Source organism: Micromonospora sp. NPDC003816 (assembly GCF_042874705.1).
Lineage (GTDB): Bacteria > Actinomycetota > Actinomycetes > Mycobacteriales > Micromonosporaceae > Micromonospora.
This window is the reverse complement of record NZ_JBIANP010000009.1, coordinates 93,633-117,933: the sequence shown is the minus strand read 5'-3', so window position 1 is coordinate 117,933 and position 24,301 is coordinate 93,633. Positions and strand designations below refer to the sequence as shown.

Annotated in this window: 22 protein-coding genes; 11 read left to right on the top strand and 11 right to left on the bottom strand. The window is 72.3% G+C overall.

Going from position 1 to position 24,301, the window contains the following annotated elements:
• The first annotated feature begins 251 nt into the window (after positions 1-251).
• Together ACFYTT_RS24735 and ACFYTT_RS24730 are read left to right on the top strand one after the other, a co-directional pair.
• Positions 252-521 carry a hypothetical protein gene (locus ACFYTT_RS24735; protein WP_131053009.1) on the top strand — a complete coding sequence of 90 codons (270 nt, stop codon included), beginning with the start codon at positions 252-254 and terminating at the stop codon, positions 519-521.
• Positions 521-1,558 (top strand): hypothetical protein, encoded by a 1,038-nt coding sequence (locus tag ACFYTT_RS24730; RefSeq protein WP_387262657.1) that lies wholly within the window; start codon positions 521-523, stop codon positions 1,556-1,558. The genes ACFYTT_RS24735 and ACFYTT_RS24730 overlap by 1 nt, the downstream gene beginning before the upstream one ends.
• A gap of 3 nt (positions 1,559-1,561) precedes the next feature.
• Here the strand turns inward: ACFYTT_RS24730 and ACFYTT_RS24725 are convergent, their stop codons facing one another.
• On the bottom strand, positions 1,562-2,725 hold the full coding sequence (locus ACFYTT_RS24725; RefSeq protein WP_387262655.1) for a hypothetical protein: 1,164 nt from the start codon (positions 2,723-2,725) through the stop codon (positions 1,562-1,564).
• Positions 2,722-3,246: a SigE family RNA polymerase sigma factor gene (locus ACFYTT_RS24720; protein WP_176095005.1), complete on the bottom strand. Its 525-nt coding sequence runs from the start codon at positions 3,244-3,246 to the stop codon at positions 2,722-2,724. Before ACFYTT_RS24720 ends, ACFYTT_RS24725 begins: the two co-directional genes overlap by 4 nt.
• Before the next feature lie 130 nt (positions 3,247-3,376).
• Between ACFYTT_RS24720 and ACFYTT_RS24715 the strand changes: the two genes are divergently transcribed.
• From ACFYTT_RS24715 to ACFYTT_RS24705, 3 genes are read left to right on the top strand one after another with little or no spacing between them, the layout of a single operon-like run.
• Positions 3,377-3,748 carry a GntR family transcriptional regulator gene (locus tag ACFYTT_RS24715; RefSeq protein ID WP_236145711.1) on the top strand — a complete coding sequence of 124 codons (372 nt, stop codon included), beginning with the start codon at positions 3,377-3,379 and terminating at the stop codon, positions 3,746-3,748.
• Entirely contained in the window at positions 3,745-4,656 is a 912-nt protein-coding gene (locus ACFYTT_RS24710) for an ABC transporter ATP-binding protein (RefSeq protein WP_387262651.1), read from the top strand. Before ACFYTT_RS24715 ends, ACFYTT_RS24710 begins: the two co-directional genes overlap by 4 nt.
• Positions 4,653-5,348: an ABC transporter permease gene (locus ACFYTT_RS24705; RefSeq protein WP_387262648.1), complete on the top strand. Its 696-nt coding sequence runs from the start codon at positions 4,653-4,655 to the stop codon at positions 5,346-5,348. The genes ACFYTT_RS24710 and ACFYTT_RS24705 overlap by 4 nt, the downstream gene beginning before the upstream one ends.
• Positions 5,349-5,444: 96 nt before the next feature.
• On the opposite strand, the gene ACFYTT_RS24700 is transcribed toward ACFYTT_RS24705, so the two are convergent.
• From ACFYTT_RS24700 to ACFYTT_RS24690, 3 genes are all read right to left on the bottom strand, one after another.
• Positions 5,445-7,613 (bottom strand): carbohydrate-binding module family 20 domain-containing protein, encoded by a 2,169-nt coding sequence (locus ACFYTT_RS24700; RefSeq protein WP_387262645.1) that lies wholly within the window; start codon positions 7,611-7,613, stop codon positions 5,445-5,447.
• Positions 7,614-7,826: 213 nt separating this feature from the next.
• Entirely contained in the window at positions 7,827-9,344 is a 1,518-nt protein-coding gene (locus tag ACFYTT_RS24695) for a DUF6297 family protein (RefSeq protein WP_387262643.1), read from the bottom strand.
• 5 nt (positions 9,345-9,349) lie between these two features.
• Positions 9,350-10,003, bottom strand: a complete 654-nt coding sequence (locus ACFYTT_RS24690; protein WP_387262642.1) for an ATP-binding cassette domain-containing protein — start codon at positions 10,001-10,003, stop codon at positions 9,350-9,352.
• Between the two features lie 64 nt (positions 10,004-10,067).
• Between ACFYTT_RS24690 and ACFYTT_RS24685 the strand changes: the two genes are divergently transcribed.
• Positions 10,068-10,997 (top strand): LLM class F420-dependent oxidoreductase, encoded by a 930-nt coding sequence (locus ACFYTT_RS24685; RefSeq protein WP_387262640.1) that lies wholly within the window; start codon positions 10,068-10,070, stop codon positions 10,995-10,997.
• Between the two features lie 79 nt (positions 10,998-11,076).
• Here ACFYTT_RS24685 and ACFYTT_RS24680 read toward each other — a convergent pair whose 3' ends face one another.
• Positions 11,077-11,460, bottom strand: a complete 384-nt coding sequence (locus tag ACFYTT_RS24680) for a thrombospondin type 3 repeat-containing protein (protein ID WP_131052999.1) — start codon at positions 11,458-11,460, stop codon at positions 11,077-11,079.
• Positions 11,461-11,519: 59 nt separating this feature from the next.
• On the opposite strand from ACFYTT_RS24680, the gene ACFYTT_RS24675 reads away from it, so the two are divergent.
• Positions 11,520-12,755, top strand: coding sequence for a D-arabinono-1,4-lactone oxidase (locus ACFYTT_RS24675; protein WP_387262639.1), 1,236 nt, complete (start codon positions 11,520-11,522; stop codon positions 12,753-12,755).
• A 4-nt stretch (positions 12,756-12,759) separates the two neighbouring features.
• Here the strand turns inward: ACFYTT_RS24675 and ACFYTT_RS24670 are convergent, their stop codons facing one another.
• The 4 genes from ACFYTT_RS24670 to ACFYTT_RS24655 form a co-directional block, all read right to left on the bottom strand.
• On the bottom strand, positions 12,760-13,899 hold the full coding sequence (locus tag ACFYTT_RS24670) for a site-2 protease family protein (RefSeq protein WP_131052997.1): 1,140 nt from the start codon (positions 13,897-13,899) through the stop codon (positions 12,760-12,762).
• A gap of 376 nt (positions 13,900-14,275) precedes the next feature.
• Positions 14,276-15,010 (bottom strand): hypothetical protein, encoded by a 735-nt coding sequence (locus tag ACFYTT_RS24665; protein WP_131052996.1) that lies wholly within the window; start codon positions 15,008-15,010, stop codon positions 14,276-14,278.
• 79 nt (positions 15,011-15,089) lie between these two features.
• A complete protein-coding gene (locus ACFYTT_RS24660) occupies positions 15,090-15,992 on the bottom strand; it encodes a L,D-transpeptidase (protein WP_387262637.1) in 903 nt (300 codons plus the stop codon).
• A gap of 221 nt (positions 15,993-16,213) precedes the next feature.
• On the bottom strand, positions 16,214-17,662 hold the full coding sequence (locus tag ACFYTT_RS24655) for an alpha-amylase family protein (protein ID WP_176095000.1): 1,449 nt from the start codon (positions 17,660-17,662) through the stop codon (positions 16,214-16,216).
• Positions 17,663-17,930: 268 nt separating this feature from the next.
• Between ACFYTT_RS24655 and ACFYTT_RS24650 the strand changes: the two genes are divergently transcribed.
• The 4 genes from ACFYTT_RS24650 to ACFYTT_RS24635 all read left to right on the top strand — a co-directional run bounded on the left by ACFYTT_RS24650 (position 17,931) and on the right by ACFYTT_RS24635 (position 22,885).
• The gene (locus ACFYTT_RS24650; protein WP_387262634.1) at positions 17,931-19,748 is read left to right on the top strand and encodes a hypothetical protein; all 1,818 of its coding nucleotides are present in this window, start codon (positions 17,931-17,933) and stop codon (positions 19,746-19,748) included.
• Complete coding sequence (locus ACFYTT_RS24645) at positions 19,745-21,211, top strand: NADH-ubiquinone oxidoreductase-F iron-sulfur binding region domain-containing protein (protein WP_350698391.1); 1,467 nt, start codon at positions 19,745-19,747, stop codon at positions 21,209-21,211. The genes ACFYTT_RS24650 and ACFYTT_RS24645 overlap by 4 nt, the downstream gene beginning before the upstream one ends.
• A 130-nt stretch (positions 21,212-21,341) precedes the next feature.
• Entirely contained in the window at positions 21,342-21,941 is a 600-nt protein-coding gene (locus ACFYTT_RS24640; RefSeq protein WP_131055584.1) for a redoxin domain-containing protein, read from the top strand.
• Positions 21,941-22,885, top strand: a complete 945-nt coding sequence (locus ACFYTT_RS24635; protein ID WP_387262630.1) for a cytochrome c biogenesis CcdA family protein — start codon at positions 21,941-21,943, stop codon at positions 22,883-22,885. Before ACFYTT_RS24640 ends, ACFYTT_RS24635 begins: the two co-directional genes overlap by 1 nt.
• On the opposite strand, the gene serS is transcribed toward ACFYTT_RS24635, so the two are convergent.
• Positions 22,872-24,152 carry a serine--tRNA ligase gene (serS, locus tag ACFYTT_RS24630; protein ID WP_387262627.1) on the bottom strand — a complete coding sequence of 427 codons (1,281 nt, stop codon included), beginning with the start codon at positions 24,150-24,152 and terminating at the stop codon, positions 22,872-22,874. The two genes, ACFYTT_RS24635 and serS, sit on opposite strands and share 14 nt — an antisense overlap.
• Between the last annotated feature and the right edge of the window lie 149 nt (positions 24,153-24,301).

Genomic DNA, 24,301 nt, shown 5'->3' with positions numbered 1-24,301 from the left:
ATAGACAGGACGACAGGTCCTCTCCTGACGCACTGTTGTAGCAGGTGAAGCGGCTGCGGACGGCGGGCCACGTCCGACGGGCCGCCTGCGGGTCGGGCGGACGCCCCCCGCCCGACAGCGACGTCGCCACCGTCATCACGCCGGATCCTCCACCGGAGCGGACACCTGCCCGCTCCGGCCGCCGCCGCATCTCCCGCCGGGCCGACGGGGCACTCCGCCGGTCACGGCGATCGAGCCAGGAAGGCGCAGCCATGGCCGCTCCCACCGTCACCGCCGCCCTCAACGCGAGCACCTACGCCCCCGGGGCGCAGATGCTGCTCACCGTCACCTACGGCGACCCGGACACCAAGACGCTCACCGTCACCGTCGTGGTCACCGACGCGCAGGGCAACAGCAGCGCGCCGGCCAAGGTCACCGCCGTCATCGACCCACTCACCGTCGCCGTCACCGACAGCTCGGGCCGTACCTGGACGCGGGTGTCGGACAACGGCGCGGTGGCCGTGTACCGGGCGGTGGCGTGATGGCCCGGGTCACCGTCACCGTGCGCGACTCCACCGGGCAGGCCGCCACCGCCGCCGTCGACTACGCGATCACGCCGCCGGTGCTCGGCGGCTACTACCTGTCCGGGAACGCCGACCCGACCGCCGACATGGCCGGGGGCAACTTCCGGTCGCTGACCCAGTACCGCAGCTTCGCCGACAGCTACGTCTTCCCCGGCTACAACCGCCCGTGGCTGGTCACCCTCGGCCGGGGTGGGATCCAGATCAACATGGTGCTGGAGCTCAAGCACTACGGGGCGACCGACACCGGGGCGCAGACCTTCACCGTCGACGGGGTGCGCTACGTCGTGCCCGCTCCGGCGATGACCATCCAGCAGCGTCCCGGTGCGGTCTGGCCGAAGGCGTACGGCTACGGCCAGGTGCTCGCCGGGCAGTGCGACGGACTCTTCGCCCGGGCGCTGTCGCAGTACCGCACGATGGGGTTTGGGGTGAACATCCAGCTCGCCTCCGAGCTGGACACCGACCACGAGTTCGGCACCACCGAGTCCGGCCGGGCGTACACCTGGGCGGAGTCGGACGCCCGTGCAGTGCAGGCGATGACGTACATCGTGAACTGGTTCCGGGCCAAGGCGCTGCCGCAGGGGACCACCTTCTCGGTCGGTCTCGGCGGCTTCGACCGGCCCTGCTTCCAGCGCACCCACCCGGAGTCGCTGATGTCGCGGCTGGACTTCCTCCAATGGAACGTCTACGCCACCAGCGCCTCGCACACCGCACTGGACCGGTTCCGCCGGACGAAGGACTGGGCCGTGGCCGACCTCGGCCCGGTGGCCCTGTCCCGCCCGGTGCTCATCGCCGAGTGGGGGGTACGCGTCGCCGAGATCCCCGACCAGCCGGCCTGGATCGCCACCGTGCCGGCCGCCATCGCCCGGCTCAACGCCGAGCGCGGTCCGATCATCGCCCGCACCAACTACTTCAACTCCGGCTGGGGCACGCTCAGCCCGAAGGCACCCGGACTGGCCGCCCTCCGGGCCGCGTACGCCCGCCCCCCGTACGCCTGACCGCTACGGGGCGGGCGGCGGGCCGAGCAGGTCGGTGAGCGCGTCGAGCAACGGTGCGGTGACCTGCTTGTTGGCGCCGTAGAAGTGCCGGGCGCTGCGGCAGGGGATGTGCCGGACCCAGAACTCGGCCGTGGCACCGGTCGCGTCGGCCACGGTCAGCGTGTCGAACGCGGTGGGCGCGGGATAGCCCGGCCACCCGCCGCAGTCGCTGCTCATGGCCTTTCGGTCGAACGTGCCGTTGAGTACCGGGCGCAGGTCGTCGGCTCCCGCGCGCCGCCGCTCCTGCCGGACCAGTTCGGCGGTGCCGTCGTCCACCTCGTACCGACAGGCGGTGACCTCGACCAGCGGGGTCGGCAGGACCGTGTCGTAGGGGTCGCTGTTGTCGAGCCGGATCCGGTCCGGTGGCCCCGGGTTGGACGGCTTGTTCCGTACCCGGTCGGCGGGGATCGTGGCCGGGCAGTCCGGGCTGGTGATCGTGGCCGGGTCGGTGGTGGCGACGAGTTGTGCCCGGTACCGGTCGAGGAACGTCGAGAAGACCTCGGAGTCCAGCGCCCGCCCGTGCGTGGCAGTGATCGACACCCGGCAGTTCGCGTTCGTCCAGACGGTCACCGGCTCGCGGTCGGGGTAGCGCAACACCAGGACGGTCACCTCGTTGCGCGCTGCGGCGTTGCACATCGGCCTGCCGTCGGGTGTCGCTCGCCCCCCTCCGTCGACCGGTTGAGGCGGCTGGGCGTTGAGCAGGCGGACGATCTCGTCCACCCCGGCGGTGAGGGTACGCGGGCCAGGGCGCTCGTGGACCACACCAGCGGTCCCGACCTGCACCTCGCAGGTGGTGATCTCGACGGCTCCGGGCGGGACGAGTGGTTCGTCGTCGCCGTAGCGCACGGCGTCCAGGTCGGGCTCTCCGGCGAGGCTGGTCGGGCAGACGACCTCGCCGATCGGGTCGGTGGTCTGCACCGGTGGGGCGGTCCGGTCCGGCCCCCGCAGCGCCGGCAGGCCGACGCCGAGCGCCACGACCAGGGTGACGGCCGCCGCCGTGCCGGTGACCACCCGGCGACGGTGTCGGCGTACCCGGATCCCGACCTCGGCGATGCGGTCGTGCGGGGTGGGCAGCGGGGGGACGGCGTCGGCGAACAGGTGGCGGATGTCCTCGTCGTCACGGCTCACGACACGACCTTCCGTTGGGTGAACAGGTCCAGGTTCGGATCGGTACGCAGGCTGCGTAGGGCACGGGAGGACTGCACCTTCACGGTGTTGGTCGAGCAGCCCAGCACCTCGGCGGTGCGCTCCACGGAGAGGTCCTCGGCGTAGCGCAGCACCACGATCGCCCGTTGCTGGCGGCTGAGGCGGGCCAGCGCGCGGCGAAGCGCGTCCCGGTCGGCCGACTCGCGAGCCAGGTCGCTCGGGCCGGACTGTTCGGGCGGTGCGGCGGCCGGGACCTCGGCCCGCCACCGGCGTCGCCACCACGAGACGTACGTGGTGAACAGGGCGCGTCGCAGGTACGCCTCGGGATGTCCGGTGGACACCGTCGACCAGCGCTGCCATGCGGCGGCGAGCACGGTCTGCAACAGGTCCTCCGCCCGCCCGACGTCGCCGGTCAGCAGCCAGGCCGACCGGAGCAACGCGGGGGACCGGGCTGTCACGAACTCGGCGAAGCCCTCCGGCGGAGCCGGGTGTCCGTCGGTCATGCGCACCTCCCGGTACGTAGACGCGCACGCCGGGTCGGAAGGTTAACGGACCGCACCGCGACTTGACAGCGACGCACCGAGGTTGCATGGTTAGTTACATGAGTAGTGAACCGGCCAACCAGGGTGGCGGGTGGCGGGCGTGATGGAGGACGGTCGGCCGATCTTTCTCCAGATCGCCGAGCTGCTGGAGAACTCGATCCTGGACGGGACGCTGGCCGAGGAGGCGCAGGTGCCGTCCACGAACGAGTTGGCGGCCTTCCACCGGATCAACCCGGCGACCGCCGCCAAGGGGGTCAACAAGCTCGTCGACGACGGAACGCTCTACAAGAAACGAGGAATCGGGATGTTCGTCTCCTCCGGTGCCCGCGCCACGCTGCGCGGTCGACGCCGTGACGAGTTCGCCCGGCAGTACGTGCAACCGCTGGTCGCCGAGGCACGCAAGCTCGGCATCGACCCGGCGGAACTCAAGAGCATGATCGACACCTGGGAGGGGGAGCGATGAGCCCCGTCGTCACCGTCACCGACCTCACCAAGAAGTACCGCGGCGTCACGGCGCTGGACCGGGTCAGCTTCTCGCTCGCCGGAAACCGGATCTACGGCCTGCTGGGACGCAACGGTGCCGGCAAGACCACGCTGATGCAGATCCTCACCGCGCAGAACTTCGCCACCTCCGGCGAGGTCGCGGTCTTCGGGCAGCACCCGTACGAGAACGAGGGCGTGCTGTCCCGGATCTCGTTCATCAAGGAGAGCCAGACCTACCCGTCGAACCTCCAGGTGCGGCACGTGCTGCGGGCCGCCGCCCTGGTCCACCCCGGGTGGGACGAGGCGTTCGCGCAGCAGTTGGTCGAGGACTTCCGGCTGCCGCCGCGACGCAACGTCCGCAAGCTCTCCCGGGGCATGCTCTCGGCGCTGGGCATCATCGTCGGGCTGGCCACGCGGGCACCGTTGACCTTCTTCGACGAGCCCTACCTCGGCCTGGACGCGGTGGCCCGGCAGATCTTCTACGACCGGCTGCTGGCCGACTACACCGAACACCCCCGCACGATCGTGCTCTCGACCCACCTCATCGACGAGGTCAGCGACCTGATCGAGCACGTGCTGCTGATCGACGCCGGACGGCTGCTGCTCGACGAGGAGGCGGAGGCCCTGCGCGGCCAGGTGCTCACCGTCGCCGGCCCGGTCGCGGCGGTGGACGAGTTCAGCCGTACCGCCACCGAACTGCACCGGGTGCTGCTCGGCGGCACGGCCCGCGCCACCGTACGCGGTGACTTCGGCCCGGCGGACCAGGAGCGGGCCCGGTCCCTTGGCCTGGCCCTGGAGGCCGCGTCGTTGCAGGACACCGTCGTGCGCCTGACCACCTCGGCCGACGGACACGCCGCCGGCGCGACCAGCACGGAGGCGCTCCGATGAACCGTGCCCTGACCGTCGCCCGGCTTCAGTTCGTCGCCTGGCCCAGCGTGGTCGGCTGGCCCTGGGGGATCCTCGCCCTCAGCTTCCTCATCAACCTGGCGCTCTTCAGCTCGATGAACGAGTCGACCGATTCCACACCGACCACGGGTGGACTGGCCAGCATCTACGTCGTGATGTTCGTCGCCTGCGTCAACAGCATCACTCAGGACTTCCCGTTCGCGATCGGACTGGGCATCTCGCGCCGCAACTTCTACCTCGGCAACGTGCTCACCTTCGGCGCCCAGGCGGTCATCTATGCGGGGCTGCTCTACCTGCTCGCCGTCATCGAGGAGGCGACCGCAGGCTGGGGCGTCGGCCTGACCTTCTTCGGCATCCCGTTCCTCTGGGTGGAGAACCCGGTGCTGCGCTTCCTCGGCTTCGCGATCCCGTTCCTGCTGCTCGGCTTCCTGGGGATCGCGATCGCTCTGGTGTTCAAGCGGTGGGGCGTCAACGGCATGCTCGCCCTGAGCACCGTGGCGCTGGTCGTGATCGGTGGAGCCGTGGTGCTGGCGACCTGGCGTGGCTGGTGGTCGGCGATCGGTGGCTGGTTCGCCGACCAGTCGGGCGCCGTCCTCCTGGTGGGCTGGCCGGCGCTGCTCACGCTGCCACTCGCCGCCGTCAGCTATCTGATCATCCGGCGCGCGACCCCCTGACCGTCGACGCGCCGAGGCCCGACCCGGTCGACCGGGCGGAACGGGGGCGGCCCCTCCCGACACGACGTCGGGAGGGGCCGCTGTGTTCGGTCGCGGTCAGCGCCAGGTGTCGGTCAGGGTGACCGAGCCGGTGGCGGTGGCGGTGCGGTTGGCGCCCGACTCCCAGACCACCTGGCCCGAGTCGGTGCGCTTGACGTACTTGTAGGAGAACGCGGTGCCGGTCGGCAGGTTCAGCCCGCCGGTCCAGAGCGGGTAGGCGGTCGGCGACAGGCGGACCCCCTTGGCCGGGTCCCAGCCGCCGAGCGCGGGCAGGTCGCCGACGACATAGAGGTGCTGGCCGAGCGTGGTGGTGGCGGTCGCCCGGAAGGAGACCGTGGTGGCGGCCGGCGGGGTGCTGACCGGCTGGTTCCAGGTGGCGGTCAGCGCGGTGCCGGCGGTGCCGGTGCGGTTGGGGTCGTTCTCCCACTGCACCGAGCCGTTGCCGACCTTGACCAGCTTCCACTCGAACGCGGTGCCCGCGGGCACCGACACCGAGCCCGTCCAGGTCGGATAGCTGCCCGAGGTGGTGGAGAGCTTCACCCCGTTCGCGGGGTTCCAGGAGCCGAGCGCCGGGATCGAGCCGACGACGTACACCTCCTGGCCGGGGTCGGTGGAGACGGTGGCGGTGAACCGGGTGGAACCGGCCGGGACCGTCGGGCTCGCGGTCGGGGTCGGCGAGCCGGTCGGGGTCACCGTCGGGGTGGGCGTGGCGCCGTCCAGTCGGGCCTCGACGTGCAGGGCGACCGCCTGGTCTGCGGCGATCGACGCGGTGAAGGCGCCACCGGAGACGGTCACCGCGCCGCCGGGGCAGGCCCCGGTGGACCGGTCGTACGCGCCGCGACCGACGTTGCAGTAGCGGCCGTCCGGCAACGAGGTGGCGAAGCTACGGCTCCAGGCGCTGGTGGTGGCGTTGAAGGCGGCGTACCCCCGGTTGCCCCGGGCGAAGGCCAACCGCCCGTTGCCGTCGGTGACCACCGATCCGATGCCGGTGCCGGCGACCGCGTTGCGGAAGCCCGGCATGCCCGCCACCCCCGCGTTGCGGTGCTCGCAGATCCAGGCGCCGCCGGTGCAGTCGGCGGCCAGCGTGGTGCCGTTGGACGAGCTGGGCGGGCCCTGCCCGTGCACGGAGCCGAACGCGTAGCTCGACATGAGCTGGGGCCGACCGTACGGGTGGGCCATCATGAACGTGTCCGCCAGGTAGTAGCGGGCGCCGCTCTTGTAGGTCAGCGTCGGGTTCTCACGCTGGGTGTCGTGGTTGTCGACGAAGACGACCGCCTGTGCGGCGGTGAGTCCACCGTAGTTCGGCAGGTTGCCCAACTGGGCGATGTTGCCGTCGCGGAACGCCGAGGAGACGGCGCGCTGGTAGTCGAAGTTGGTCACCCCGCCGTACGGCGCGTACGCGGTGTAGGGGATCGTCCCGTCGCCGTACACCTCGTGGAACAGGTCCGGTCGACCGCCGAAGCCGGGTACGTCCCGCAACCGGTTGATGATGTCGCCCAGGTGCGCCTCCTGGACGTGCTTGGCGGCGTCCACCCGGAAGCCGGCCACCCCCAGGTCGATGACCGCGTTCATGTACTTGGCGATCTTGCGGCGTACCTCGGGATCGGCGGTGTTCAGGTCGGCCAGGTCGAGCAGCTCGCAGTCCTGGACCTCCTGCTTGTTGCCCCAGTTGCTGATCCGCCGGTAGCAGGGTGCGAAGTCGCCGTAGCCGTAGGCGTCGCCGGAGCCGTCGTCGAAGAGGTTGGGGTAGCTGTACTTGCCGTAGACGGTGCCGGCGCTGCCCGGACCGCTGCCCGCCGAACCGGTGCCGCTCATGTGGTTGAGCACCATGTCCACATAGATCTTCACGCCCTGGGCGCGGCAGCGCTCGACCATGTCGACGAACTGGGCCTTGGTGCCGCGTCGGGTCGAGTCCAACCGGTACGACACCGGTTGGTAGTCCTGCCACCACGGGTACGTGGCGCCTTCGGCGCTGGGCAGCACCACGTGCTCCTGCGGCGGGGAGACCTGCACGCCGCCCCAGCCCTGGGGCCCGAGGGTGCTCTCGCACTCCTGTGCGACGGAGTCCCACCGCCACTGGAACAGGTGGACGATCGCGTCGCCGTTGGCGCGTACGTCGGCGGCGCTGGCCGGCGCGGTGCCGGCGGCGACGACGGTGAGACCGACCGCGACCAGTGTCGCGGCCAGTGCCGCGGGTATCGCGGCGCGGGGACGGGGGATTCGCACGGGCCCTCCTCGGGGGACGGTCAGGCAGACGTGGTGACAGCACGGCTTCCTGCAAGTTATGCAAGAAGTTGCGGTGATGGCGTGACCGTAACAGTGACGTCGATCCTTGGGAACCTCTGATTCACAAGTCGATTCGACTTGCCACCAGCATCTTGCGGACAGTTGTAAACGCTGCAAGAATTTGCGTCCACTTCGACCGGAACGGCCGGTGACTCACACCCGGGGACGGCGGCCGTCCGTGCCGAAGCGCAGATAGGCCAGCACCGCCAGCACCGCGCAGGCGGCCTGGGCGGCGACCCAGGCCCAGCCCGGTTGCACCGGACCCAGGAGGGCGACCACCGTGGGCGTCGCGAACAGCAGCACGTCCGTGCCGTTGAACAGCCACAGCACCGGGCCGGGCGAGAAGGCGCCCATCGGGGTGACGACCAGCGGCAGGGAGTGGTCGATCCGGCCCGCCTGCGCCCGCCGGACGGCCATCATCGCGGCCGTCGGGCCGAAAGCCAGCCCCAGCGCCCACCAGGGGCCCGGCGGCAGGTCGCCGAGCAACCCCAGCACCGCCACGGCCAGACCGGACCAGGCCGTGGCCAGCACCGTCGGCACGACCAGCCGGATCGCGACCGCCCGTCGACCGGTCAGCCCGAGCAGCCGCAGCAGCGCCGGGTGGGCCGCGTCGCGGCGCAACGCGTCGAGGGTGACCCCGGCGGTGGTGACCGCCCCCAGCACCAGGGCGGTCGCCGGCATCCAGTCCGCACCGGCACTGAGCAACGCGGGCAGCGGAGTCGCCACGGCCAGCCAGCCCAGCCGCCACCCGCGTCGGCGCAACACCAGCAGATCCTGTTGCAGCGGCACCAGCCGGCCGAACCGGGGACGCAACGGCCGGGACCGCAGTGCCCGCCGCCGCCAGTACCGTCGCTCGCGCAGGTCGGCGAGGAACGACGGCTCGACGGCGTACGCGGCGTCCAGGTACGTGCCGACGGTCAACGACGGCTCGTGCAGCCGGACGTCGGGCAGGCGCGCCAGGTCGCGGACGGCCAGGGCGGTCAGGCCCGCGACGACGAGCAGGGCGCCGAGGGTGAGCGGGAGCGGCGGCGCCGCGACACCGGGCAGCGCCGGCAGCGGTCGTACCCGGGCGAGCAGCACCGTCGCGCCCAACGCCACCAGCAGCGCCGGCAACGCCACGTCCAGCATCCGGGCGTACCCGGGGCGACGCTGCGCGGTCACCGCGAGCAACGCCAGGAGCGCACCGAGGGCCGTACCCAGGGCGAGCCAGGCGGCCAGGGCGGACCCGGCGACCGGGCGGACCGCCAGTCGGGCGGCGCCGGCCAGCGCCAGCAGTGCGCCGATGACCGCCCCGACCGTGAGTGCCCGCACCAGCGCCGGCAGCAGCAGCCCCCGCCGGGGCACCGGCGCCGGCAGCAACCAGGTCAGCTCACCGCGCCCGAGGACCAGCGGGCCCGTCTGACGCAACAGCAGCATCAGGCCGACAGCACCCGCACCCAGCAGCACCAGCACCACGAGCCGGTCCGGCGGGGCCGCCCCCGTCGCCGGCCACATCGCCGACCCGACACCCGGACCGAACATCGCGACCGCGATCGCCACGGTCAGCAGCAGCAGGTACACGTTCTCCAGCGAGAGCGAGGGGGCCCGTTCGGCCCGCTGCCGGCGTACCCAGCGGCGCAGCCTGCGGGCGGTCGGCGGCACCGGCTCCCGGCGGGTAACCGCCTCGCCCACCCGCGTCATGTGCCCGGTTCGGGCGCCGGTGACCCGGTGTGCAGCCGCAGGACCGGACAGTCGAGGGCGGCCACGAAGACCGGATCGTGACTGGCGAACAGCATGCTCCCACCGGCGGCCAGGTGGTCGCCGAGGAGACCGGCCACCACCGGTCGGATCGCCGCGTCCAGCCGCTGCTCCGGCTCGTCGAGCACCAGTAGCTCCGCCGGGCGGGCCAGGGCGGCGGCGAGCAGCAGCCGCTGCCGCTCGCCCGAGGAGAGCCGGTCCGGGGTGCCGTCGCCGAGATCCCGCAGGCCCAGCACGGAGAGCAGTTCGTCCACCCGACCGTCGGCCGGGTCGTGGCCACCGGCCAACCGGACCAGCTCCACGTGTTCCCGGACGGTCAGTCCGGCGTACCAACTGGGCTGTTCGACGGTGGCGACCACCCGGCGCCAGAACGCGGCCGAGCCGTCGGGCGCGGCCCCGAACACCCGGACCCGGCCCGCGCTCGGGTCGGTCAGGCCGGTGACGCAGCGCAACACGGTGGACTTGCCCGCGCCGTTCTCGCCGACCAGGCAGAGCGCACCGCCCGCCGGCAGGTCGAAGCCGACGTCCCGCACCACGGTCACGCTGCCGAACGCGACGTGCAGGTCCGCGACGGCGACGACCGGTTCACCCACCGCACCACCCTAGATCAACGCCACAAGTCGGGCGGTACGGCTGTGGGCTTTCTATGCTCGGTCCATGGAACTGCGGATCTTCACCGAACCTCAGCAGGGTGCGACCTACGACGACCTGCTGGCCGTGGCCCGGCGTGCCGAGGAGACCGGCTTCGGCGCCTTCTTCCGCTCGGACCACTACCTCAAGATGGGGTCGGTCAGCGGCGAACCGGGCCCCACCGACGCCTGGACGACCCTGGCCGCGCTGGCCCGCGACACCCGCTCGATCCGGCTCGGCACCCTGATGACCGCCGCGACGTTCCGGCTGCCCGGCCCGCTGGCCATCACCGTCGCGCAGGTCGACCAGATGAGCGGCGGCCGGGTCGAACTGGGCATCGGCACCGGGTGGTACGACGCCGAGCACAGCGCGTACGGGATCCCGTTCCCGGCACTCAAGGAACGCTTCGACCGGCTGGACGAGCAGCTCGCCGTGATCACCGGTCTGTGGCGTACCCCGCCGGGGGAGACGTTCGCGTTCACCGGCCGCCACTACCAGGTCAGCGACTCGCCGGCGCTGCCCAAGCCGGTGCAGCAGCCGCACCCGCCGATCCTGCTCGGCGGCATGGGCGCGAAGCGGACCCCGCAGCTCACCGCCAGGTATGCCGACGAGTTCAACCTGCCGTTCGTCTCGATCGACGACACGGTCACCCAGTTCGGGCGGGTCCGTGCCGCCTGCCAGGAGATCGGCCGGAACCCGGACGAGCTGACCTGGTCCAACGCGTTGGTGCTCTGCTGCGGCAAGGACGACGCCGAGGTGGCCCGACGGGCCGCCGTGATCGGCCGGGAACCGGACGAGCTGCGCGAGAACGGGCTGGCCGGCACGCCCGCCGAGGTGGTCGACAAGCTCGGCCGGTACGCCGCCGTGGGCAGCCAGCGGGCCTACCTCCAGGTGCTCGACCTGGGCGACCTGGACCACCTGGACCTGGTCGCCTCGCAGGTGCTGCCGCAGCTCTGACCGGTGCGGCTGCGCTGCGCGGTGGCGGCTGCTCTGCGCGTGCGGCTGCTCCGGGCGGTGCGGTGTCGACTCCGGCCTGTCAGGGGGCCGGGGTCCGCAGCACGGTCTCCAGCCGCCCGTCCCGGTCGTTGTCGAGATAGGTGACGTCCGGAATGCCGTCGCCGTCGAGGTCGTACTGCACCACGTCGGCCACGCCGTCGCCGTCGAAGTCGGTGACCACCGAGACCGAACCGTCCAGGTGCCGGCTGACTATCGACCGGGCGCCGCCCTCCATGCGAGGCGGCGGGCCGGGGGTCGGCACCGGCGACGGCGACGGTCCCGGCGACGGCTGCGGGGTCGGCTGGCCCGCCGGGTACGCACCGGCCGGAGCGCTGGCCGGGAACACCCCGCTGCCGGTCGGGTCGATCTCCTCCTCGGAGGGGTACACGTCGCCACGAGGGGCGGGATCACGGTAGCTGCTCATCGGCGTAGGGTTCCCCGACGGAGCCGACGGTAACCGTCGGCGCGGAAGGGGGAGGTCGCGTGTCGACGCAGCGCAACTGGGCGGGCAACATCCGGTACTCCGCGCGGGCGCACCACCGGCCGTCGTCCCTGGACGAGCTGCGCGAGCTGGTCGCCGGCAGCGACCGGATCCGGGCGGTGGGCAGCGGACACTCCTTCAACCGGCTCGGCGACACCACCGGCGACCTGGTCGACCTCTCCGGGCTGCCGGACACGATCCGTCTCGACGCGCACCGCCGGACCGTCGACGTCCCGGCCGCGACCCGCTACGGCGACCTGGCCACCTGGCTGCACCAGCGGGGGTACGCGCTGGCCAACCTCGCCTCCCTGCCGCACATCTCGGTGGCCGGCGCGGTCGCCACCGGCACCCACGGTTCCGGCGTCACCGTCGGCAACCTGGCCACCGCCGTCGCCGGACTCGAACTGGTCACCGGCACCGGTGACCTGCACACCGTCGACCGGGACTCGGCCGACTTCGCCGGCACGGTCGTCGCCCTCGGCGCACTCGGCGTGGTCACCCGGGTCACCCTGGACGTGGTGCCCACCTACGACGTCCGGCAGTACGTCCGGCTGGACCTGCCGCGCGCCGCGCTGGACGAGGCGCTCGCCGCCGCGTACAGCGTCAGCGTCTTCACCGACTGGCGCTCCACCCTCGGCACCCAGGTCTGGCGCAAGCAGCTCGCCGACCAGCCGCCACCGCCCGCCGACTGGCTCGGCACGACGGCGGCCGACCGGCCCTGGCACCCGGTGCCCGGCATGCCCACGGTCAACTGCACCGAGCAGCTCGGAGTGGCCGGGCCGTGGCACGAGCGGCTGCCGCACTTCCGGCTCGGATTCACCCCGAGCAGCGGCGACGAGCTGCAGTCCGAGTACCACCTGCCGCGCGCCGACGCCGCCGAGGCGCTGGCCGCGCTGGACGAGGTGGCCCACCTGATCGCCCCGGTCTCGCAGACCAGCGAGCTGCGGACGATCGCGGCCGACCGGCTGTGGCTGAGCCCCCAGTACGAGCGGGACACCCTCGCCGTCCACTTCACCTGGATCGCCGACACCACACAGGTGCTGCCGGTGCTCGCCGAGGTGGAGCGCGCGCTGGCCCCCTTCGCCCCGCGCCCGCACTGGGGCAAGGTCTTCACGCTGCCGCCTGAGACGATCGCGGCCACGTACCCCCGCTGGGCGGACTTCGCCGCGCTGCTCACCCGGCTGGACCCGGCCGGCAGGTTCCGCACGGGGGAACTGGACCGCCTCTTCCCCCGCTGAGCTGTCACCGGCCCACGTCGACCTGGTCGCGCATCGCGCCGCGCTGCACCGCGCGGCTGATGTCGCTGGGTGAGACGATGCCGACCAGGCGACCGTCGGTGACCACCAGCGCCCGCCCGTCGGCGCAGTCGCTGAGCCGGGGCAGCAGATCGGTGAGCTGCTCGTCGGGGGAGGCCAGCACCAACTCGTCGGAGCGGCAGGCCACCGACTCCAGCGTGGTGCTGCCGCGCGCGTCACTCGGCACTCCGCGTACCCGGTCGAGGGTGACCAGGCCGACCGGCCGACCGTCCTCGGTCAACGGCAGCGCCGTGTGCCGGTACGCGAACAGGTAGTTGTCCACGAAGTCGGCCACCGTCATCTCGCCCGAGGCGGTCTGCGGCTGCGGCGTCATCACGTCGGCCACCCGGATCCCCCGCAGGGCCGAACCCACCCGCGCCTGCCGCTCCTCCAGGCTGGCCGCGCCGATCAGGAACCAGCCGATCAGGGCCAGCCAGAGCCCACCCACACCGGCGCCGGTGAGGAACCGGAACAGCCCGAAACCGATCAGCGCCAGACCCAGCACCCACCCGGCCCGCGCCGCCACCACCGTCGCGCGGGTCCGGTCCCCGGTGGCCTTCCACACCGCCGCCCGCAGCAGCCGCCCACCGTCCAGCGGGGCGGCCGGCAGGATGTTGAAGACCGCCAGCAGCAGGTTGATCCCGCCCAGCCAGGCCATCACGCCCAGCCACAACCCCTGCACCCCGGCCAGGCCCAGCAGCATCGCGATCGCCCCGAAGAAGACGCCGATGATCAGGCTGACCAGCGGCCCCACCCCGGCGATGCGCAGCTCGGCACCGGGCGTACGCGCCTCGCCGCGCAGCTCCGCCACCCCACCGAAGAGCCAGAGGGTGATGCCGGTGACGCCCAGCCCGTTGCGCTTGGCCACCACCGCGTGCGACACCTCGTGCGCCAGCAGGCCCAGGAAGAACACGACGGCCGCCGCCAGCCCCGCCAGCACGTACGCGACCACCGACCGGTCCGGGTACGACGCCGGGAACAGGTTGGCCGAGAGCCCCCACCAGATCAGCGCGAAGATGACCAGGACGCTCCAGTTGACCCCGACAGGTACGCCCACGACCCGGCCGAGCCGGAAACTCGCCCTCATGTGTCCGCTGATACCCCCGAAGACCGTGACCATGCCAACGGGGGCGAACACGGGCCGACTCCGGACCGTGCACCGCGCCGCACGCGGCTGCCTGTTCGGTGAGCCGGTAGGCGAAGATCCCCCACGCGAGCAGCACCGGCATGCCGACTGCCGCGACGACCCAGTGCCGCCTGCGGCGTGCAAAGTCCGTTGGCGACACCGCCGACGTGCGGCGATGGCGATCACGACGCCGACGGGGCGCTACCGCCGGCATGCCTCTGCGACCGCTTTAGAGCTGACGGCGTGAACGAGTCACCGGCGTGGCTGGCGACTGGGCCGAGAGCACAGGCGGTTCAGCTGGACAGGAGGCGCGGTTCAGTCCGATGGGGCGGCACGTTCACAGAGCCTGTCTGATCGACTCGATCTGGCTCCACAGCAACACTCCCGCCGTACTGATCAGCAGGGACGTCCCGACGAAGACCGGCCAGGATCTCGCGGCCCGGGAGCGTACGAAGAGGAGGGTGACTCCCACCGTGGCCAGCGAGACGCCCATCCCGGCCGCGATGAGCCTGCCGAGGAAGAAGGCGTCGAGGGCGCCCCACGCCCGGAAGGTCAACACGTCGTGGAGCCCTTGGCCGGCTAGCAGCCCCAGGGCCACCCCGGCGGCGACCGATGCCGGTAGCCGTGCACCGCGTCGGATGATCGAGCCCAGACAGCCCAGCACCACGCCGGCGGCGACCGAGGCGACGACCCACAAGGCGGTGTGGCGTCCCACCGACGCCAGGCCCGACGCGGCGGCAGAACTGCCGTCCGCCAACTGGCCGAGATGCCAACGCCGTCCGGCGATCAGGATCAGTCCGTAGTAGGTGACCGTGGCGAGGAGCAACAGCACGGTGGCGTTGACGGGTGCGACCTCGTGCCGTGTCGACGCGTAGCCCGCCAGCAGCGCCGCCATGCCCCAGGCGAAGCCGCTGCTGGCCAGTGTGAGGATGACCAGGCCCCACACTCCCGGCAGTTCGTCGCCGACGAAGGCGAACAGGCCGAGGGCTCCGCCGGCTCCGACTACCGGTACCCACGGCACCTCGCGGCGAATGATCTCGACGCCGGACCGGTGTAGCGCAGGCATCGTCACGGCTGTCACCGTAGGACACGACGCTCGTACCCGTCACGGACCGCGGCGTTCCCCGATGTGGACCGGCGGCGGGCGGCGTTCAGGCGGTCGAGGGCGGGGCGGGTAGTGCGTCGACGACCACCACGGGGCTGCCCTCGGGTACCTCCGTCAGCAGCAGTCGCTGCCCGCTGGGGGTGAGTCGGATGCAGCCGTTGGTGGTCTGCTGGCCCAGTTCACCGTCGTGGTGCCAGGTGTGGATGCCGATGTGGGCGCCGCGCAGCCCGTCCGGCACGGAGGCCGGGTCGTCGGGGACCGAGCCGAGGGCATAGATGTCCACCCCGCCGTAGACGCTCTCCGGCGGCGGGGTGCGGCCCAGGACGAAGGTGCGGCCCAGCGGTGTCTCCTGGCCGCGCTGACCCAGGCTGACCTGCCAGGTACGGCGGGCGACGCCGTCGCGGTACCAGGTGAGGCGGTACGGCACCCGTTCCACCACGATCTGGTCGCGCAGCGCGACGGTCCGGTAGCCGCCGGGTGGCAACCAGGCCAGCTTGCGGTTGGCCGACGGCAGCAGGACGGCGGTCCAGCCCTGCTCGCGTCGGGCGATCGGCACGGTGAGCGGCACCTCGCTGATGGTGGGCATCAGGAAGGCCACCGGTCGCCCGCCCGGTCCGTCGTACGCGGCCAGTCGCCGGGTCGGCCGCAGCCCCTCGGTCAACGGGGTGGTGTCCAGAGTGTCCGGGTCGTCGGGGAAGCCGGCCGGTGCCGGATCGTAGGCGATCTCGGGCAGGTCGTCCGGTGCCGGTGCCGCCGTCGGGACGGGCTCGTCGAGCGGTGGCAACGTCGTACTCGGGATCTCGGCCCGGTCGCTCGGTCGGGCGACCGGTGCCGGTCCCGCCGAGGGCGTCAGCGCCCACCCCGCGTACGCCGACCCACCCAGCAGTACGGCGACCCCGACCGCCGCAGCGACCCCGCGCCGCCTCCTGCCCCAATCCCCAATCTGCACAACTAACCCTAACAACCCAAACCCCCCAGAAACCCCACTTCCCCCACACTGCCCCCGCGCCCCCTGCCCCGCCCCGCCCGAGTTGATCAAGAAGTTTGCATCGGGTTCCGGCGGATTCCTGAACCAAAGCTCTTGATCAACGGGGCGGGACGGGGACGGGGCGGGGCGGGCGGCGGGCAGGGGCAGGGGCGGGGGCAGGGGGCGGGGTGGGTGGGTGGAGGTTAGGGGAGGCGGGCGTTGGTGTGGAGGGCTATGGCGTCGTGGGCGGGGACGGTGGCGGCGAACCAGCCGTTGGCGTCGACGGTGATGATCGGGCCGCTGCAGGTGCCGTTGGTGAAGGTGCCGTGGATGACGTCGCAGTAGCGGCCGGCGGGCAGCCCGGTCTGGTACGAGCGGCCGGTGATCGGGAAGTCCTCGTCGTTGATGGTGACGAAGCCCCGGCCGGTACGGCTGAAGGCGATGTGCTGGTAGCCGTTGTCGTACCAGTTGCTGACGCCGGTGCCCTCGGTGGCGTTGCGGAAGCCGACCATGTTCGCGATCACCGGCCAGCGGTGCTCGCACTCCCAGCCCGAGTAGCAGGTGGTGTTCAGCGTCCTGTTGGTGCCGTCCGAGGGCGGGCCCGCGTCGCGGTTGGTGATGGTGTAGCTGGACATCACCGTCGGTGAGCCGTACGGCCAGGCCAGCATGAAGGCGTTGGCCAGGGCGTACGTGCCCCGGTCGCGGTAGGTGAGCACCCCGCCGTCGTCGCGCTGGGTGTCGTGGTTGTCCACGAAGACCGACGACACCGAGCTGGGCAGGTGCCCCCAGCCTTCGCCGAAGTTGCGCAGGTAGGCGAGGCGTTCGGAGCGGAAGACCCGGGCCAGGTCCTTGCCGTAGCGGAACTCGTGCACGTCGCCGTTGCCGGTGTACTCCTCGGGTCGGATCGGCTCGCCGGCACCGTGGATGACCTCCTGCACCACGTAGGCGGGGCGGTTCAGGCGGCGCAGGATGTCGGCGATGTCGGCGGCGGGCATGTGCTTGCTGGCGTCCAGCCGGAAGCCGTCCACGCCGAGGGAGAGCAGGTCGTTGAGGTATCCGGCCAGCCGGGACCGGACGTACTCGGAGCCGGTCTTGAGGTCGGCGAGGTTGACCAGTTCGCAGGTCTGCACCTCGTACCGGTCGAGGTAGTTGACGATGTCGTTGTTGCCGTTACGGCCGCAGTAGTGGAAGTCCTGCGCCTGGTAGATGCCGGGGTAGACGTGATGCTGGTAGGTCGATCCGGCCCAGCCGGTGCCGCCGTTGGTCTGGCCGGACATGTGGTTGACGACGGCGTCGACGATCACCTTGACGCCGGCCGCCTGGCAGGTGCCCACCATGGACCGGAACTGGTCGCGGGTGCCCTTGCGGGACTCGATCCGGTAGCTGACCGGCTGGTAGGCGACCCACCACTGGTTGCCGCGTACGTGTTCCTGCGGGGGCGAGACCTGGACGTAGCCGTAGCCCTTCGGGCCGAGTGTGCTGGTGCACTCGGCAGCCACCGAGGGCCAGTTCCACTCGAAGAGGTTGGCGATGACCTTCTTGCCGCCTGCCGGGGCGGCGCTGGCCGGGGGTGCGGTCACGGTGCTGGGTGCGAGGAGGCTGGCGATCACGGCGAGGGCGATGATCGCCGGGCGGAGTCGACGTCGACGCATCGGGTGCTCCCGGGGGTGCCGGAGGACGGGGGAGGATGGTGCGGCTGCCCGGATCTTGCAACCGGGACTGAAAATTTCAGCAAGGTTACAAGCGCATTTCATCACCTGTCAATGCATGGACGTCCGTCAGTGCGCCCGGAGGTGCGGTGGCGGCGTTACACGCGCCGGGCGGGGGGACGGTTCGACAACTCGTCGAGAAATTTTCGGTCGGATCTAATCCGACTGAACGCCGGAGACGTACTGGTGTGGGGAACAGGGTCGGCCGGCGGTGCGCCGCCGCGAGACGATCGAGGAGCACATGGCCCGGGCTACGCAGAACGAGAAGGCGCCTGCCGTCCGTACCAGCACCAGCACCAGGGGGATCCAGGTACGGTCCCGCAGCCAGATCCTGGCGCTGTCCGCGTCGGGGATCGCGGCGTTGTGGGCGCTGATGATGCTCACCAGCGCCGGTCAGCGGGCGTACGCGATGGGTTTCTTCTTTACCGAGTTCTTCGCCGGTGTGATCGCCCTGGTCGCGCTGAGCCTGACGGTGATGATGGGGCTGCTCGCCACCGACCGGCTGGTGCTGCTGATCCGGCACCGGGTGCTGTTGCAGTCGGCGCACCGGGCCACCGGCATCCTCGGTGTCGCCGGCCTGGTCTTCCACGTGATCACCAAGATCGCCAGCGGTCGGGCCGGGGTGACCGACGCGGCGGTGCCGTTCGTCGGTGGCCGGGGGCTCTACGTCGGCCTCGGCACCATCGCCGCGCTGCTCATGGTGGGTGTGCTCTGGACCGGCATCATCCGGGCCCGGTTCGCCGACGTCGGCCCCAAGTGGCTGTGGCGCGGCCTGCACTCGATGGCGTACGTGTCCTGGCCCTTCGGCATCTTCCACGGCCTCGGCGCCGGGCGCGCGCCGGCCACCTGGGTCACCCTCAGCTACTGGCTCTGCGTGGTGCTGGTCGTGGTGGCGCTGATGGTCCGACTCTCGGTCAGCCTCCAGCGCCGCAGTCGCGAGCAGCACCAGGCCGCCGCGCTCAACGAGGCGATGACCGGCAGCAAGACCACCGAGGAGACCCGGGGCAAGGGCCTGCTCGGCACCCTGACCGGCCGGCGCGCCGAGGGCGAGGACGGCCGGGAGAAGCGGGTCCGCCGCGACATGAGCTGGGCCGAGAGCACCTCCGGCACCTGGGCCAGCCCGACCATCCGGCGCAACGACCCGGAGCGCTTCACCGTGCCGGTGGTGCCCGAGCCGGGCAGCCTGCGTGAGCCGGTACGCCCCGGACGGGACCGCCTCGACGAGGAGCTGGAGCCGGTGGTGCGCCGTCCCTCCCGTCGCGAGGAGGAGGAGTTCGAGCGGGCCATCCGCCGCGAGACCGAGCTGATGGAGCCGGTGTCCCGACGGCGTGACGAGGAGCCGGTCGGCCGGCGTACCGTCCGCCGCGACGACGAGCTGGAGTCCACCGGACGGCGCGCGTACCGCCGGGACGAGGAGGACCTGGAGCCGGTCAGCCGCCGGGTCCGCGAGGACGAGGAGCCGGTCCGGCGGCGCGCCTCCCGCCGCGAGGAGGAGCGCGAGTCGGTGGGCCGCCGATCCTCGCGCCGCCGCGAGGAGGAGCTGGAGTACGAGCGCGAGCCGGGTGGTCGGCGCCGTCGCGACGACGAGGAGACCGGCCGGTACCGCCGCTCTCGGGCCGACGCCGACGCCGGCACCCGCTACTCGTCCCCGCCGCGCTCCCGCATCGACGAGCCGGAGGAGCCCTGGGACAGCCCGCGTCGCTGGGAGTCGAACGCGCCGATCTCGGCCGGTCCGATCTCCGGTGCGCCCATCTCGGGTTCGCCGATCTCCGGTACGCCCATCTCCGCCGAGCCCCGCAGCGGCGGCGGCCGGCACAGCGTGGACGACGACGTGCCCGAGGCGGAGAACGACTACTGGCGGCCGCCGGCCCGGTACGCCGCGGAGGACGCCGTGGACGACGACACCCCGACCCTGGTCGACCTCGCCTCCCGGCGCGCCCGCCGGGCGTCGGACAGCCGACGCCGCCGGGCCGACCCGGAGAAGGTGGACGGCGCGTACTGGGCCGGACTGCGAGGGGAGGCCAAGTGACGGAGCGTGCCGTGGTCCCGCCGGTGGCCTGCGTCGGCGAGCCCCGGCTCACCGCCGGGTTCGCCGAGTTCGGCCGGCTCGACCTGCAGGCCCACGAGATGGTGCACGGCCCGATCAGCCCGATGGAGCCGTCCAACCTGCTGCGTCTCGCGGAGGGCATCCAGCTCAAGGGCAAGGGCGGTGCCGGGTTCCCGTTCGCCAGGAAGCTCCGGGCGGTGCTGGAGTCCTGCGAACGCCAGGACCTGCCGCCGGTGGTGGTGGTCAACGCCACCGAGGGGGAGCCGGCGAGCTGGAAGGACAAGGTGATCCTCACCCGGGCCCCGCACCTGATCCTGGACGGCGCGGCGCTGGCCGCGTTCGCGCTCGACGCCGAGGAGATCGTGCTCTGCGTGGCCGACGACCTGGTCGGCCGGGACTCCCTCATGGAGGCGCTGGACGAGCGGCGGATGCCGGTGCCGACCAGCGTGGTGACGGTGCCGCACCGGTTCATCAGCGGGGAGGGCGGCGCGCTGGTCAACGGGATCAACGGGCTGCCGCACATCCCGCCCGGCACCAAGAAGCGCTCCAGCGACTCCGGCGTGAGCAACCTGCCCACCCTGCTCTCCAACGCCGAGACGTACTCGCAGCTCGCGGTGGCCGCCCGCCTCGGGCCGTACGAGTACGCGGCGCTCGGCACCGACGACGAGCCGGGCACCGTGCTGCTCAGCGTGACCGGCGCGGCGAAGCGGCACGCGGTGGTCGAGTGCGCGGCCGGCACCCCGCTGCGGGAGATCCTCGAACTCTGCGAGGTCCCCGACGGGCCGGGCATCCTGATGGGCGGCTACCACGGCAAGTGGATCACCCGGGAGGCGGCGGAGAAAGCCGAGGTCTCCCGCAAGGGACTCGCCGCGGTCGGCGGCACCCTCGGCGCCGGCATCATCGTGCCGCTCGCGAACGACACCTGCCCGCTCGGCGAGGCCGCCCAGGTGGTGCGCTATCTGGCCGGTGAGTCGGCCGGGCAGTGCGGGCCGTGCAAGCGCGGCCTGCCCGACCTGGCCCGCGCGGTCGACCTGGCGGTCTCCGGCAGCGCGCCGGTCGAGGTGGTCCGGGCCGCCGCCGGCGACGTCAAGGGGCGCGGCGCGTGCAGCCACCCCGACGGTACGTCCCGCTTCGCGCTGTCGGCGATGGAGGTCTTCGCCGACGACCTCAAGAAGCACACCACCGGCGAGGGCTGCGGCCGGCGGGTCAAGGGCATGATGGGCCTGCCCGGCGCCCCCGACCCGGACCCGCAGAAGCTGGTCCTGGACTGGTCCCGGTGCGACGGCCACGGCCTCTGCGCCCACGTGGTGCCGGACTTCATCCGGCTCGACCAGAACGGCTATCCCGCCTTCCCGCCGACCCCGGTGCCGACCTGGCTGCGGGAGGGCGCGTCGAAGGCGGTCAAGGTGTGCCCGGAACTGGCGCTGCGGTTGACCAAGGCCTGAGCGTGCCGCGACCAGGCCCGGCACCGGGCACGCGTGTCGCGACCGGAGCGGGGGTGCGTGCGCGTGCCGTGACCGAAGCGGGACGGACGGGGCGGCCGGTGGCCGGACCAGCGAAGCGAAGGAGACACCGATGAGGCCGGTCCGACAGACGCGACGTGCCATTTGTGCGGTCGCCGTTGTGCTCGCCGCGGCGCTGGCGGCCGGCGGCTGCGGTGCCGCGGGCTCGGTCGAGGAGGCGGCGGCCGTACCGGAGTCCGCACCCGCACCCGCCTCGGCGTCTGCGGAGCCCGCCGGACCGACGCCCGGTCCCACCACCCCGGTGCCGGTGCCCGACACCCTGCGGTTCACCGGGCAGACCCTGGCCGGTACGCAGTTCGACGCCGCCGCCCTGGCCGGTCGCCCGGTGGTGCTCTGGTTCTGGGCGCCCTGGTGTGCCACCTGCGCCAGCCAGGCGTGGACCATCGCCGAGATCGAACCCGGCTTCCGGGACACCGTGCCGATCATCGGCGTCGCCGGGCTCGGCGAACGCAAGGCGATGACCGACTTCGTCACCGAGTTCGAACTCGGCCCGATGCCGCAGATCGAGGACCGGCAGGGCACGCTCTGGAAGCGGTTCGGGATCGTCGAGCAGAGCACGTTCGTGATCATCGATCGTGAGGGCAAGGTCGCGCACAAGGGGTGGCTCGACGGGGAGGACCTCACCCGCCGGGTCACCGCGCTGGCCGCCTGATGGAGGCGCCGCTCCTGCTCGCGCTGACCGCGGGCATGCTCGGCGCGGTCAACCCGTGCGGCTTCGCGATGCTGCCGGCGTACCTGTCGCTGCTGGTCGCCGGGGCCACCGACACCCGGGGTGCGGTGGGCCGGGCACTCGCCGCCGCCGCGGCGCTCACCTGCGGGTACGTGCTGGTGTTCGGCGCCTTCGGCCTGGCCCTGGCCCCGTTCGCGGGTTGGCTGCGTCCCCGGCTGCCGTGGTTCACCGTCGGGCTGGGACTGCTGCTCCTGCTGCTCGGCTGCTGGCTGCTCGCCGGACGACGGCTGCCCAGCCTGCGTCCGCTGACCCGGGCGCCCCGACTGACCCGCAGGTGGCCGTCGATGGTGCTGTTCGGCATGGCGTACGCGACCGCCTCGCTGGGCTGCGCCATCGCACCGTTCCTGGCGATCGTGGTGACCAGCCTCCAGGCCGGGTCGACCGGGCGCGGGCTGGCGCTGTTCGGGGCGTACGCCCTGGGGATGGGGTTGGTGGTCGCGGTGGCCGCGCTCGGCGTGGCGCTGCTGCGCGGCGAGGTGGTGGCCCGGCTGCGGGGCGCCGGCGCCTGGGCCCCTCGCGTGAGTGGTCTGGTGCTGCTGCTCGCGGGCGGCTACGTCGCCTGGTACGGCTGGTACGAGGCGCGGCTGGCCGCCGGTCGGCGCGAGGCGCTCGCCGATCCGGTGGTGAGCGCCGCCGCCGGTGTCCAGCGGTGGCTGGCGGCGACGCTGGACAGCGCAGGTCCGGCGGTGCTCGTCGCGGCTGTCGGCGTGTTGCTGCTAGCCGGCTTGCTGCGAAGGAAGGGCACCTTGTTAACGCCTGCGGTAGAACAGGGGTCCCCTGCTAACACCGGACGGGGGCCGCACGCGGCTGACACCGCACGGGGGCCGCACGCGGCGACCCCCGACGAACCGGTCAGCGCGGGGTGAGTCGGTCGGTGCCGATCCGGTCGCGGAGCACCTCGGGCACCAGCACCGAACCGTCGGCCTGCTGGAACTGCTCCAGGATGGCCGGCAGCAGCCTGCTGGTCGCCAGCGCCGAGCCGTTCAGCGTGTGGACGAACCGGGTCTGCTTGCCGCCCGGCTCGCGGTAGCGGATCGCCGCCCGTCGGGCCTGGTAGTCACCGCCCCAGGAGACCGACGAGACCTCCTTGTACTTGCCGGTGCTGGGCATCCACACCTCGATGTCCAGCGTCTTGCGCATCGAGGCGCTGGAGTCGCCGGCCGCCAGCAGGCTGCGCTGGTAGTGCAGGCCCAGCCCCTCGACCAGGCTCTCCGCGTGGGCGACCATCTGCTCCAGCGCGGCGTCGGCCTGCTCGGGCAGGGTGAACTGGAAGATCTCCACCTTGTTGAACTGGTGGCCACGGACGGTGCCGCGCTCGTCCGAGTGCGAGCCCGCCGCCTCACGGCGGTAGCAGGGGGTGTACGCGAACACCCGCAGCGGCAGCTTCGCGGTCTCCAGGATCTCGTCCTGGTATGCGCCGAGGATCGCCGTCTCCGCCGTCGGCAGCAGGAACTGCCCGCGCGGCGCGGACTGCTTGTCCAGGTGGTAGACGTCGTCGTAGAACTTCGGGAACTGGCCGGCGGCGAAGCCCGCGGTGTCCAGCAGCAGGTGCGGCGGGAGCAGGAACTCGTACCCGGCCTCGATGTTGCTCTCGATCAGCCAGTTGACCAGCGCCCACTCCAGGCGGGCGCCCAGGCCGGTGTACATCCAGAAGCCCGACCCGCCCAGCTTGACCCCGCGCTCGTGGTCGACTAGGCCCAACGCCCGGCTCAACTCGACGTGGTCGCGGATCTTCTCGATCGCCGGGGGCGCGCCGAAGGTCTTCACCACCCGGTTGGCCTCCTTGCCGCCGGGGACCACGTCCTCGGCAGGCAGGTTGGGCAGTTCGCTCATCACGGTACGCAGCCGTGCCTGCACCTCGTCGAGTTCGCTCTCCAACTCGGCGATCTGCTTCCGGCCGACCTCGGAGGTCGTCTCCGGCTCGACACCGGCCCGCTTCGCCTGCGCGTACGCCCGGGCCTCGGCCTTGCGGCGCTGGCGTTCCCCGTCGATCTCACTGATCAGCCGGCGACGCTCCCGGTCGAGCTGCTGGATGTCGTCCAGCGCCCGGTCGACCTCGGCGGCTTCGAGCCGCTTCGCCAGCGCGGTCGCCACCGCGTCGCGATCCTTCCGGATCAACTCCATGTCGAGCATGCTGCTCCGTACGCCTCCGTCCGGAAGTCGGGTGGACTACCAGATGCTACCGCCGCGCCCGGATCGCCCCGACTCCCGCACCCGGCACACCGATCCTGCTCGGCAACGTGCTCGCGCGGAGCCGGTGGTTCGGTCCGCGCGGGCCCACT